Raw genomic sequence first — 12,602 nt, 5'->3', positions numbered from 1 at the left:
TAATGCCTGGCTTAGCATATGATGTTGTTATCATCGGTGGAGGTGTTGTAGGCACCTCTGCTGGGATAACCCTCCTTCAGCGTGAAGGATTAAAGGTTGCGATCATTGAGAAGGCCGATTTTGACAATTATCGAATTGGTGAATCTCTTTCTCCCGGGGCCAGACCTCTTTTGGAGTACCTTAAAGTATGGAATAGGTTTGAGAAAGAACAATCGCTGACTTCCTATGGGAGTCATGGCGCATGGTCTTCTGAAGAATCTGTGGCTTTTGACTTTCTGTTTACAACACATGGACCTGGTTGGAGTCTTGACCGAATTCGTTTTGATCAAATGTTGTTTGAGACCTTCGTTGAAAGAGGAGGGTCAACTTTTCTAAAGTCTACCTTTAAGAAAGCGAGTCACAATAATGGTAAATGGACCATTGAGCTTTCAGATGAAAATGAGCTTCTTTCAAATATTACCACACAGTTTATCCTAGATGCTACTGGTAGGCAAGGTGTTTTTTCTAAACACATGAAGGCTACTAGAATCGTCTATGACCGATTGATAGGCGTTGGTAATGTGGGGAAAATACCAAGTTCGTTGAAGGTTAGTGCAAATGTTATGGTGGAGGCTTGTGAGTATGGGTGGTGGTATTCAGCTCCAGTACCGGAAGGTCAAGTCGCAACCGTATTAATGACCGATTCGGATATTGCAAGTAAATTGAACTGCACAGATAGCAGTGATTGGAAAAGGTTGTTAGAAGCGATGCCTTTGACCAGTGAACGAGTAAAAGGAGTGGTATTTGACAAGGCTCCGAAAGCATATGCTGCATACTCCTCTGTTTTGACAGAACCAGGTGGTGAAGGTTGGCTTGCAGTTGGCGATGCCGTGGCATCCCATGACCCACTTTCTTCGTCAGGTATACCACATGCTATGGGAAGCGGTATTCAAGGTGCTATTGTGGCATTGAATGAATTGTCTGGAAGGAAAGATGCTTATAAGGCCTTTGATGAGGGAATTCAAAAGGACTTTATCCAATATCTCAAGACTCACTGGCAATATTATTCAATGGTAGAAAGATGGCCAAATGCTCTGTTCTGGAAAAGAAGAACGACATCAATAAAAATCGATCCGCAGGCCGTGATCGGAAGCATTGGTTCAGTGGAATCGCTCTCTGAATTTGGAACGACTCATCTATCTAAGAAGGGTGTAATCGATTTGCTTGAAACTTGTAAAAGAGGACAAGTAGTGCATGAAACTATTAGAGGTTTTAAAAAAGCTCATCCTCAATATCCCGATCAGCAATTGATACTGAGTTTTCAGGAATTAGTTGAGAATGAGCTAATCGAATTGGTCTAAATCTCTTATTGTCCTTTTTCGTAAAGAATCTCTCCGTTGATAATGGTCATGGCTACCTTGGTATCTAGTATTTCCATTTCTGGAATAGTCATGATATTTTTATCAAACACAGTAAAGTCTGCCGCTTTGCCTACTTCAATAGAACCTTTGAAGTCTTCTTCAAACTCACCGAAAGCAGCATCAAGCGTAAATGATCTTAAAGCTTCATCACGAGACATTGATTGATCAGGTTCGAATCCACCTTCAGGAAGGCCTGCTAAAGTTTTTCTAGCTACAGATGCAAAGAATGATGGGAGAGGGTCTACGGGCTCTACAGGAGCATCCGTTCCATTGATGATTTTAGCGCCAGACTGAAGTAGTTTTTGCCATACGTAAGCGCCTTCCTCAATTCTAGCTTTTCCTAGTCTGTCAATCGCCCATGGTCTGTCAGAACTCATGTGTACGGCTTGCATAGCTGCAATCACGCCCATTTCACCGAAGCGAGGGATGTCATCAACATTCAAATGTTGTGCATGCTCTATTCTGAACCTAACGTCCTGCGAGTTAATATTTGGATACTTTTTGAAGGAAGCCTCATATCTGTCAAGTATTTCTCTGTTCGCTCTATCGCCAATAGCATGGGAACAAACTTGAAATCCGGTAGCTAAGGCCTTTTCAGATACTGTGTTAACAGTCTCCATCGGTAGCGTCTCATGTCCGTAGTGATCCGCACGATCGGTATATGCCTCCAACAACCAAGCTCCTCTAGGGCCTAATGCACCATCACAGTTGAGTTTGATTGAACGTACCGTTACCATATGGTCAGGGTCAATCATAGGTCCTTTTTCATACCACTGCTCAAGCAATTCTGGAGAGCGTCCTGTCAACATTACATACTGACGAACTTTAAGTTTGCCTTCTGCTTTAAACCTTTGAAGTCTATCAATAAAGGCTTGGCCTGAGCCGGCATCATGAAAACTTGTAATCCCTTTTTCTAACAACTCTTGAATGGCCATTTCTAATGCTTGGTCTGCACGCTCTGGGGTTTCTTGAGGAACGAGTCTACCTACTAGGGAAGAGGCTCTTTCAGTGAAAACGCCTGTAGGGTTGCCGAGTTTGTCTTTGATTATTTCTCCTCCTTCAACTTCACCGGAAAGGCTTTCAACACTTAGTCGATTGACGCCCGCCATTTCCATGGCTTTTGCATTCGCGAATGAAGCATGTCCGCTTGCATGTCGCAGATATACTGGGTTGTCAGGGCTAACGGAACTCATTTTGTCATGAGTTTGGAATCCTTTTTCCATTACTTCAGGCTTTTCAATCCACTTGTCTTGGTGCCAACCGCGTCCTGTAATCCATTGACCGGGTTCGGCTTTGGCTACAGCCTCTGCTACTTTTTCTACCAATTCATCATACGTTTTGACGTACATTAAGTCAAGTTCCAGTTTGTTGTATCCAATCCCCATCAGGTGAGCATGGGATTCGATCAACCCTGGGGTCATGGTCATCCCCGTTAGGTCCACAATCTTTGTGTTCGCCCCGGCCATTTTACTGATTTCTTCAGTCGTGCCAACGGCTTCAATCATTCCATCCGTGATAGCTACTGCCTGAACTTTAGAATTGTTGTTGTCTACGGTGTAAACTTCACCATTTATGAATATGGTGTCAGGTCCGGTTTTAGGAGAACAGGCTTGGATAACGAGTAGCGCTGCTAAGGCAACTAAGGACAGGAGTCGCTTGAATTTATTGTTCATAGTCTAAGGTTTCAATTATGCTAAAAACTAGCATAATTCTAGCTAGATAGCAATTAGAACTATGGTAATGAGTAAGGAAGTACTTTTAACGGTTGTCTAATAAAGAACTCTGAATTTGATAGTATGCTCTATCTTCTTTAGCGCCTTTGCAAGGTCTTTGCCATACTCCTTATCAATATCGGTGATTACATATCCTATGGACTCGTTTGTCTTCAAATACTGCCCAACAATATTGGCATCATGAGCAGCTAGCACATTGTTGATCTCGGCCAAGACACCAGGTTTGTTCAAGTGAATGTGAATGAGTCTATGCGCATTGTCAAGAGGAGGTAAGGTCAGATTCGGAAAATTAACACTGAGGGCTGTGTTGCCAGTGTTTATGTAATCCATGATTTTACCCGGGACAAAATCCCCAATGTTTTCTTGAGCTTCTTGAGTACTGCCACCAATGTGTGGAGTAAGAATTGTATTTGGTAATCCAATCAGCTCCGATTCAAAGGGGTCATTGTTACTCTTCGGTTCTTCTGGGAATACATCTACTCCTGTCCCCCTGATTTTTCCGCTTGAAACGGCTTCCTTAAGTGCTGAAATCTCAACAACTGGACCTCTCGCTAGATTTAGGAATACAGCCCCATCTTTCATCATTTCAAAATGCTCTTTTCTGAAGATGTTCTTGTTTTCGGTTCTGCCGTCAACATGGAGGGATACTACGTCAGCAAGTGCAAGAAGTTCTTGAAGTGAGTTGCATTTGGTAGCATTGCCTAATGCTAAACGCTCCTCAATGTCATAGTAAAAGACATTCATCCCCATATTCTCTGCCAATACAGAGAGTTGGGCACCAATATTACCGTAACCAATGATACCTAACTTCTTGCCTCGGATTTCATAGCTACTATTGGCTGTTTTAGACCATTTGCCCTGGTGCATGTCATTGCTTTTGTCAGGGATTCCACGCATAAGCATAATAATCTCTGCTATGGCAAGTTCTACAACAGATCTTGTGTTGCTGTAAGGCGCATTAAAAACTGCTACACCTTTATTCAATGCAGCTTCTAAATCAATTTGGTTGGTACCAATACAGAAGGCACCGATGGCCATTAGCTTATCGGCATGCTCAAGAACTTTTGCTGTGACTTGGGTCTTTGATCTAATACCGAGTACTCTGATGCCCTTAATCTTTTCAGATAGTTCGTCCTCATCAAGCCCCGCAGGGTAACTTTCTACCGAAAACCCATCTTCCTTTAATTTTGCTAAGGCCTTTGGGTGAACACTCTCTAATAAGAGCATTTTGATTCTGTTCTTTGGGTATGATAAAGCTCCACTCATGTTATTATGGAATAGTATTTCGTCAAAACTTGGGGCAATGTGATCGGCATGTTCCTTTACACTATCCCTTTCAATATTTTCAGTATAGGCATAAAAAGTGTTGGCGGCACCGGCTTTCCGAACCTCATAATCGGTATATCCATCGCCAATCATGTGGACGTTTCCCTGTAAGCTTAACTCTTCTATTTGCTTTACTTTGCCTCCGTTGGAAGACAAGATATTCTCCCTGTTAAAATCTATGATGGTACCATTGTCATCGAAAATGAAGTCATTGGCGAATACATGTTCAGGCCTGATGCCGAGTTGCGTGACTACGGGAACAATAAACTCTTTGAAGCCATTAGAGACAATGAAGGTATTGGCAGCATTATGCTCAAAAAAAGTCTGGTTTCTACTGATAGATTTGGACACCAACTTGCTTAGTCGCTCAACCAATTCATCTAGATGAGATTGGTGGGCATCAAGGATATTAATTCTTGATTCTAAGGACTCTCTGAGAGACATTTCCCCAGCCATTCCTTTATCGGTCACCTCTTTGATTAACTGAAGTCGTTTCTCTTTTTCAGGGTGATTTGCCAAAGAGATTTCGCCAAGAATATCCAGCGCTTCTACTTTGGTAAAGGTGCTGTCAAAATCAATTACAAAATGCTGGACTTCTGATGTGGTTTGACTCATTGATCGCTTTGGCTAAAAATTGCCCGGCATTGGTTGCCAAAAACTCCAGCAACCCCTGCTGCAAGTCCGCCAACGACACCAGTAACTAAAATTAGCACTAAGGCGTTTCCGCCAAGACTAAGTAGAACCGCTACTTTTTTAGCCAAGATGAAGTCGTTCGCGCTGCTCAATAACCAGGCGTATATTATCCAAAATACGGCTATTGCTAAGAATGGAACAAAGAATGTAGATGCTTTTCTTAAGCGAACGATTGCACTAGATATAAAGGCTGCCAGCATAATGGACCACCATGGCAAAAACAAGGAGAGCACGAAGGCAAGAACTATCGTGAGGATGAAGTTTGATACAGTGCTTTTCATTGTTTTGGTGTTAAAGTTTGTGAGAACATGATTCCACTGGTATTTGAATCATCTTGCATGAATAGTAATTCTAAATACTCACCACTGGCCCAGGTGTCAACAAAGTTGTCGTAATATTTACTTCCAGGGTTACCTGACTGACCTCCTGGGTAAATGCCAAGAGCTCTTGGCGGGTCTGACATCTCTACGATCATTCGCCAAGAAGGTCCGTGATTTCGGCTTGTAGCATTGACAATCCCGCTGTTTCCACCGATCGGTAAGTCAAACCTCGAAATTGCTGGTAGGGCTTGTAGTAAGTGGCCAACAAAGGTTGATTTGTAGTCTCCCCAATTATAACCTTGATTATTCTCTTTCCAGTTTTTGATGTCTTTAGCCGCTTCTTTAAAGCTTAGAAGGAAAAGGTCAGATGCTGTTTCTACCTTTTCAGTTTCCATAATGTCCATGAATTTGTCACCTGGAGCATTCTTAAGTAAGTATATAGTCTGATAAGCAAAAGGGTAGGGCATATCAAGATCTTCCTCAGCGAGTTCATCCCAGACCATGTTTCGAATCCTTATCCACCAGCGTTCCCAAATGGTCGCACCATTTTTGTCTATATCATTATAAAAGTCCCAGCCAGATACCTCGCCTAGCAACATTTCTTCTTCAGGATTGAGTTGTGTAATATCAATGTTGGCGATCATATGTGGTAATAACTCAGCCGCTTTAAGGTTGTAATTATTGTTGTGAAGGTCCTTGAAGTCTTGCACATCGAATTTTTCTTTTGACCTGAAGAAGTCATTGATCACTCTGTTCCTATACGCTTCATAGCCATCATTGAAAACATAGTAAGGATACGATGCATCAGTAGGATGCTGATTGGCCGAGCTAACAAACCCTCTATCAGGGTTTTTGACATGGGCATTGTGTTCCTGTGGAATAAAGCCATTCCAGTCATGGTCTGGGTTATTACCATCTAACAAGAATTTGCCTTGTCCTTCCCATTTATTTGGAAACTTCCCCTGAACCCAAAGTGCTATGTCACCTTCTCGGGATGAGAAAATGAAATTCTGAGCAGGAGCGACAAAATGTTTGAGTGCTGACTTATACTCATCGTAATTCTTGGCTTTATTCAACTCCAATAGTGTCTGTTGATTGTTACCACCAAGATGCCCCGCCCATTTCATGGCGTAGCCTATTAGCTCATCGTTTCCGGAGAAGCTTGCATCATAAGTAACAGGCCCGTGATGTGTGTAAACAACCGTGTCATAGTAAGTCTCTCCACCCCTGACTATTATCTCTTCAATCTTTTTATCCGTGTTTGTCCAAGCATCTCGGTGACGGTATCTATTCCTTGATTCGTCCTCGAAAGTGATTTTGTACCAGTCCTTTACATCACGAGTTGCATTAGTTACGCCCCAAGAGATATCATTATTAAAACCAATGACTATTCCAGCTGCTCCAGGAAGAGTTACTCCGAAAGTGTTTTTTTCTGGCGTTGCCAACTGCATGGCATACCATATTGATGGAAGGTTCAGTCCCAGATGAGGGTCATTGGCCAAGATGGGATTGCCAGAGTAGGATTTGCCTGGACCTACAGCCCAGTTGTTACTACCATTGTCAGGATGAGGTTTTGGTAATAAACCGGAAACGTAGTCCTTTGGAAGTTCACCTTCAGGTACATCGGGTACTTCTACCTCTCCAAAGTCTGCCCAATCTCTTTCAGAAGGGATTACGGGATCGTCAATATCAAAAAAGTCGGGAAAGAGTAAATCGAATCTCTCTTGTCCATGCTTCTTAAGGAAGTTTGTGTATTCTAAGTCAGAGTCGCCACCGGCCAACATGTCGGTCATATACATGAGCAGGAGTGCAGTTTTCTTTAATGTCCAAGGCTCAGGCTTATAATCCAGCAACTTGTACTCAAGGGGGTAGTCAGCTGGTGAAAGTGTTTCGATATAGCTGTTAACTCCATCGCGATAGGCTTCTAGGTTTTTAACGAGTTCTGGAAGCTTCTGCATCTCCTTAAGTGCATTTTCGGCACCAAAGACCATTCCTTTTCTTCTTTGACCTCTGTCAAAGTCTAAAGCGGCACTACCTACAACCTCTGACAATCGACCGGCAGAAGCATGTGTCTGAAACTCCAACTGCCAAAGCCTATGTTGTGCAGTAATGTAGCCTTGAGCCCTGTAGAGGTCTTCATCATTTTGAGCAAATACATGAGGTATTAAAGCCTGATCATAATGAACCTTGACGGGCTGCGATAGGCCTTGAAGGTTTTCAATGCCTTGAAAGCCATCCGTAGACTTTTCATTTTGCCAAACCCCTGTATAAGGGTTTAGAAATTTACCAACGGGAGGTATTGAGCCAAACTTAGTATTAAGTCCATAAAAAATTGCGACTGTAAAGACTAAGGACAAGAAGAATTTAAACTGCTTCATGGTCTGAGATAGAGATACGATCGTTAATATAATAAATTCAGCTTCTACACATTATGAAGATATCCTATTGTCTCTTAATTATGTCAAACTGGAATTTCCTTTTACTTTTGTTTAAATCATAATATGAAGGACATCTCGCCTGAAATTCTCGAAAAGGCAAAACAAATTAAACTGATCATCTTTGATGTTGACGGAGTGCTCACCGATGGAGGTATTATCTATGATAATGCTGGGCAAGAATACAAAAGATTCAATGTTAAAGACGGCCAAATCATCAAGTACCTCAGGAAATTCAATATTCTAACGGGAGTAATTACTGGTAGGGACTCGCAAGTAGTCCGTAATCGATGTAATGAACTCAGAATAGATTTCCATCATCACGGAATTGAAAATAAGATTGAGGTATTCAAAGAAGTCCTTAACAAACTCGGATTGACAAAGGGTCAAGTTGCATATGTTGGGGATGACATCAATGACCTACCTATTTTGGTTAACTGTGGCTTAAGTGCCACCCCCGCGGATGGTCATCATGCGGTAAAAGAAAATGTTGACTATATCACAAGGGCTGAAGGAGGAAAGGGAGTTTTGAGAGAACTGTCAGACTTAGTTCTGGACAGTCAAGGCCATTATGATCAAATAATCAAGGACTTAACAAGCAATGAAGATTTTTAAAGAAGACTTTCAGATCACAGAAGAAATATCACTTGGTAAAGGTAAAATGGTCTTGTTCTCAGGGCCATGTGCTATCGAAAGTTATGAGGTCTGCGCAAGGGTTGCGGAAAGCGTTAAAGAAACTTGTGAACGGCTCGATATTCAGTATATATTTAAGGCATCATTTGACAAAGCCAATCGAACTTCGGTAAATTCATACAGATCAGTAGGGTTGGACGAAGGGTTAAGCGTACTAGACAGGATTAGACGCGAATTTGATCTTTCAGTCATCACCGACATTCACGAGCCTAATCAGGCGAAACCTGTGAGTGACGTGGCGCAAGCATTGCAAATTCCGGCTTATCTATGCAGACAAACGGACCTGTTGGTAGCAGCAGGAGAGACAGGTAAAACAGTGAAAATCAAACGTGGACAGTTCATGGCGCCAGAAGACATGCAGTATGCAGTCAACAAGGTGAAATCTACTGGAAACAACAAGGTTTGCCTCACCGAACGTGGTGCTTCATTTGGTTACCATAATCTGGTTGTTGATATGAGGGCTTTGCCAACTATGAGACAGTATGCCCCCGTAATTTTTGATGTCACACATAGTGTACAACAACCTGGGGGAGCTGGAGGGACTTCGGGTGGCCAAAAAGAATTCGCCCCTTACTTGGCAAGAGCGGCTGGAGCCGCTGGAGTTGATGGGTTCTTTATTGAAACGCACCCTGATCCTAAGGTTGCTTTAAGCGATGGGCCAAATATGATTCCTCTGCATAAAATGAAAGATTTTTTAACGATGAGCAAGCAAGCCTTTGAACTAGGTCAGCAATCTCAAAACTCAGTTGAATGACAAAGCAAAGATCTGAACTTAAATTAGTAGTAGGTTTCCTATTTATCCTGTTTCTAGCGAGTAGTTGCATCCCTAATGAAAAGGTGGTTTACCTACAGGATAAGAATCAGGATATACCCAATGACTCCTTAATCAATTTAAAACGTGTGGATTATAAGCTGCAGCCAAATGACATCCTTTTGGTCAATTTCTACAGCAGTGACCTAGAGGCAGTAGAAAAGTATTACCCTGTTTTTGCTCGACCTGGCTCTATTTCACTTGCTGGGAATAATAATGGAGGAGGTAATGGTAACAGTGGGCCAGATCCTTATTTGACAGGATATAATGTGGATAAAGATGGCATGATTGAGATAAATGCACTGGGTAGAGTAAAGGCGGCAGGCCTGACGACAACAGAGTTGAAGTATGCCATTGAAGAACAAATCAGACCTCAAATCAAGGATATTTTGGTTGGAGTAAAACTAAGTGGTATTCCTTATACCATATTTGGTGAAGTTAGGAGTGTTGGGCCTAATCTGATTAGGCAGTATGAAGTGACATTGTTACAAGCTATTGCGGAAGCCGGAGATTTGACTCTTAATGCTGATCGTGCACACGTAAAGTTGCTGAGGCAGTACCCCGATGGGGCTAGAATACATGAGTTGGATGTTACTGGTAGATCATTTCTGCAGAGTGAATATTATTTTCTTCAACCGGATGACATAATTTATGTGCCTCCATTGAAGATAAGAGAGTTAGGAACTGGAGAAACAGCGTTACAGACTTTTGCAACATTGATATCAGTGATTTCCGGCACAGCGTTAATTATTAGCGTACTTACGAATAACAACTGAGATGTCAAACGAGTTTGATTTTTTTGAAGAGAAGAATGGTCAAAATTCTGGGGCTGCATTAGACCCTAAACTCATATTGTTTAAGCTCGTCAAGAATTGGCCAGTCATTATCATTTGTGTTTTTATAGGGTTGTTAGTTTCATTTATTTATCACAGGTACACTAATGAGAAGTACAGACTATCTTCAACTTTGTTGATACCGGATGCAAATTCTAATATCGACCCGAGTATTCTTTCAATGTTTACATTGAGCAATACTTCAAACTTTCTTAATGAGCTTAAAATACTTGAAAGCAAAAGAATTACTGAATTGGCGCTTGATACTTTGATTTTCGGGACGGAGTATTACTCCAAAGGAAGGATCAAGACTATAGAAGAGTATAAGACTTTAGCGTTTGAGGTTGTTAGAATTGAAGAAAATCCTCAAATCTATAATGAGCTTTTTAAGGTGAGTTTTGGAAAAAATAACTTGTTTCAACTTACCCTAGCTGAAGATGAAAACCACCCTGAATCAGGTATTTATAGTCCTTTTGAAGAAATTATCACTGACAGTTATGCTCTTAGATTGGAGTTTACCAAACCTGCAAACTATGAGGGGAGAGAGTTCTTCTTTCGATTTAGGTCTAAAGAGAGTTTGATAAATGAATGGAATCGTAGGTTAAGGGTTACTTATCAAGGTGAATTTACGTCAATTGCGGCTTTGAGTTTGATTCATACAAACGCCAATAAGGGAGCAGACTTTCTAAACGCCATAATGTTGGCATACATGTCAGAGGAATTAGACAGGAAGAATCAATCGGCAGAAAGAACCATCAAGTATGTTAATAGAGAGATGAATGCTTTAGAGGATACTCTAAAATTCTATGCTGCTCAATTAGATCAAGTGAAGATAGAGAATCGAGTAATCACTTTTGACCAAAAGGGTAGTGATATATTAGATCGCATAAATAAACTTGAGGTTGAGAAAGGTGTTAATGAGAGGGCCATAGCAACCCTAGAAGAAAACCTAAAGTTTCTTAGTGATACCTCAAATTTAGATCGAATTATCCCAACTTTGCAGACATTTGATGGGAATGCAGACATACAAAAATACATTACTACTCTTCAAGGGTTCCTTGCTGATCGGGAAAGAAGGTCACAAGTCTTAGCAAGTACTACACCGGAAATTCAAGGGCTAACTCTTCAAATTAATCAATTAACGAGCTTTTTGAAAAACACGGTTTCTGTAAAAATCGATGAGTTGGAGGCGAAGAATAAGGCCGTGCAAAATTCGTTAGACCGATTAGATGATGAATTTAAGAAGTACCCAGAATCGCAAAGGGAGTATGGAGATATAGAACGTGTTTATGACTTGTACTACCGAATGTTTCAGTTTTTCAGAGAAAGACGTGCAGAGGCCGGTATTCTAAAAGCTTCGAATGAGGCAAATTCTAGGGTAGTGGATCAAGCTGCAGGCAATGTGTCACCTGTTTTCCCAAATAAGTCCTTTAACTATACAATTGGGGTTGCGCTTGGAGTAGCCATACCATTGCTTCTACTTCTTTTGAGAGAGTTAATCAATGATAAAATTGAATTCCGAAAGCAGATCGAAGGACTTACGAGTATCCCAATTATTGGTATGATTGGCCATAATAAACATGAGGGAAATTTGGCGATTTTAGAACATCCGAAGTCAATTATGTCAGAGTCTTTTAGAGCCATAAGATCAAATATGAGTTTTTTTGGTCGAGAGAAGTCTATCAAGACTATATTGGTTACTTCAAATGCTTCTGGTGAAGGTAAGTCATTCTGTTCCTTGAACCTTGCATCGATGTTCGCTGTATCAGGAAAAAAAACGGTTTTGATTGGTTTGGATTTGCGAAAACCAAAACTATTCGGTGACTTCGGCCTTTCCAATGATTATGGAGTCTCGAACTACTTGGCAGGATTTGTTGATCGAAGCGAAATAATTCAGAGTACTCCGTATGAAAACCTTGATTTAATAGCTGCTGGTCCTGTACCTCCTAATCCAGCTGAACTTCTCATATCAGACAAGCTTAAGGCTCTAATAGAATCATTGAAGGAGGAGTATGATCAAGTAGTAATTGACACCCCGCCAGTGGGTATTGTAGCTGATACATTCAACTTGACACAACTTGCTGATTTGAACATCTTTGTAGTACGCCAAAATTATACTGTTAAGCAGGTGTTTCCTTTCCTAAATGATATTACTAAGAAAGGGTTGGTCAATAATTCTGCTTTGCTATTGAACGATTTTCAAGTTAACAAAGGCTATGGTTATGGTTATGGCTATGGTTATGGTTATGGTTATGGTTATGGTTCCGGATACTATGACGATGAGGAAGTCAAAAGTAGGTTTTCTTTTAAAAGGATACTCAAGAAGTAATCAAGGCAGGACTTGAATAGATAATATCT

The 12,602-nt window shown here is 41.2% G+C and carries 9 protein-coding genes; 5 read left to right on the top strand and 4 right to left on the bottom strand.

Annotated elements, in window-relative coordinates; all coding sequences use genetic code 11:
• The first annotated feature begins 2 nt into the window (after positions 1 to 2).
• Positions 3 to 1,340: a tryptophan 7-halogenase gene (locus J4E76_RS08040; RefSeq protein ID WP_208502940.1), complete on the top strand. Its 1,338-nt coding sequence runs from the start codon at positions 3 to 5 to the stop codon at positions 1,338 to 1,340.
• 5 nt (positions 1,341 to 1,345) lie between these two features.
• Here the strand turns inward: J4E76_RS08040 and J4E76_RS08035 are convergent, their stop codons facing one another.
• The 4 genes from J4E76_RS08035 to J4E76_RS08020 form a co-directional block, all read right to left on the bottom strand.
• Positions 1,346 to 3,073 carry an amidohydrolase gene (locus J4E76_RS08035; RefSeq protein WP_208502938.1) on the bottom strand — a complete coding sequence of 576 codons (1,728 nt, stop codon included), beginning with the start codon at positions 3,071 to 3,073 and terminating at the stop codon, positions 1,346 to 1,348.
• A gap of 96 nt (positions 3,074 to 3,169) precedes the next feature.
• A complete protein-coding gene (gene serA / locus J4E76_RS08030) occupies positions 3,170 to 5,074 on the bottom strand; it encodes a phosphoglycerate dehydrogenase (RefSeq protein ID WP_208502936.1) in 1,905 nt (634 codons plus the stop codon).
• Complete coding sequence (locus tag J4E76_RS08025) at positions 5,071 to 5,433, bottom strand: hypothetical protein (protein WP_208502934.1); 363 nt, start codon at positions 5,431 to 5,433, stop codon at positions 5,071 to 5,073. The genes serA and J4E76_RS08025 overlap by 4 nt, the downstream gene beginning before the upstream one ends.
• Positions 5,430 to 7,850: a penicillin acylase family protein gene (locus tag J4E76_RS08020; RefSeq protein ID WP_208502932.1), complete on the bottom strand. Its 2,421-nt coding sequence runs from the start codon at positions 7,848 to 7,850 to the stop codon at positions 5,430 to 5,432. Before J4E76_RS08020 ends, J4E76_RS08025 begins: the two co-directional genes overlap by 4 nt.
• A 123-nt stretch (positions 7,851 to 7,973) precedes the next feature.
• On the opposite strand from J4E76_RS08020, the gene J4E76_RS08015 reads away from it, so the two are divergent.
• Genes J4E76_RS08015 through J4E76_RS08000 form a run of 4 tightly spaced genes read left to right on the top strand, consistent with a single transcriptional unit; the run spans position 7,974 to position 12,573 of the window.
• Positions 7,974 to 8,522, top strand: coding sequence for an HAD family hydrolase (locus J4E76_RS08015; RefSeq protein WP_208502930.1), 549 nt, complete (start codon positions 7,974 to 7,976; stop codon positions 8,520 to 8,522).
• Positions 8,509 to 9,354, top strand: coding sequence for a 3-deoxy-8-phosphooctulonate synthase (gene kdsA, locus J4E76_RS08010; RefSeq protein ID WP_208502928.1), 846 nt, complete (start codon positions 8,509 to 8,511; stop codon positions 9,352 to 9,354). The genes J4E76_RS08015 and kdsA overlap by 14 nt, the downstream gene beginning before the upstream one ends.
• Entirely contained in the window at positions 9,351 to 10,187 is an 837-nt protein-coding gene (locus J4E76_RS08005; RefSeq protein ID WP_208502926.1) for a polysaccharide biosynthesis/export family protein, read from the top strand. The genes kdsA and J4E76_RS08005 overlap by 4 nt, the downstream gene beginning before the upstream one ends.
• Position 10,188: 1 nt before the next feature.
• Positions 10,189 to 12,573, top strand: a complete 2,385-nt coding sequence (locus tag J4E76_RS08000) for a polysaccharide biosynthesis tyrosine autokinase (RefSeq protein ID WP_208502924.1) — start codon at positions 10,189 to 10,191, stop codon at positions 12,571 to 12,573.
• The last annotated feature ends 29 nt before the right edge of the window (positions 12,574 to 12,602 follow it).

This window comes from Roseivirga sp. E12, from assembly GCF_017592825.1.
GTDB lineage: Bacteria > Bacteroidota > Bacteroidia > Cytophagales > Cyclobacteriaceae > Roseivirga.
This window is presented reverse-complemented; position numbering and strand designations above follow the sequence as displayed.

What these genes read in the sequence shown, in the direction of transcription:
- J4E76_RS08015 (WP_208502930.1), top strand. Translation starts at nt 7,974, where the DNA reads ATGAAGGACATCTCGCCTGAAATTCTCGAAAAGGCAAAACAAATTAAA.
- kdsA (WP_208502928.1), top strand. Translation starts at nt 8,509, where the DNA reads ATGAAGATTTTTAAAGAAGACTTTCAGATCACAGAAGAAATATCACTT.
- J4E76_RS08020 (WP_208502932.1), bottom strand. Translation starts at nt 7,850, where the DNA reads ATGAAGCAGTTTAAATTCTTCTTGTCCTTAGTCTTTACAGTCGCAATT.
- serA (WP_208502936.1), bottom strand. Translation starts at nt 5,074, where the DNA reads ATGAGTCAAACCACATCAGAAGTCCAGCATTTTGTAATTGATTTTGAC.
- J4E76_RS08000 (WP_208502924.1), top strand. Translation starts at nt 10,189, where the DNA reads ATGTCAAACGAGTTTGATTTTTTTGAAGAGAAGAATGGTCAAAATTCT.
- J4E76_RS08040 (WP_208502940.1), top strand. Translation starts at nt 3, where the DNA reads ATGCCTGGCTTAGCATATGATGTTGTTATCATCGGTGGAGGTGTTGTA.
- J4E76_RS08005 (WP_208502926.1), top strand. Translation starts at nt 9,351, where the DNA reads ATGACAAAGCAAAGATCTGAACTTAAATTAGTAGTAGGTTTCCTATTT.
- J4E76_RS08035 (WP_208502938.1), bottom strand. Translation starts at nt 3,073, where the DNA reads ATGAACAATAAATTCAAGCGACTCCTGTCCTTAGTTGCCTTAGCAGCG.
- J4E76_RS08025 (WP_208502934.1), bottom strand. Translation starts at nt 5,433, where the DNA reads ATGAAAAGCACTGTATCAAACTTCATCCTCACGATAGTTCTTGCCTTC.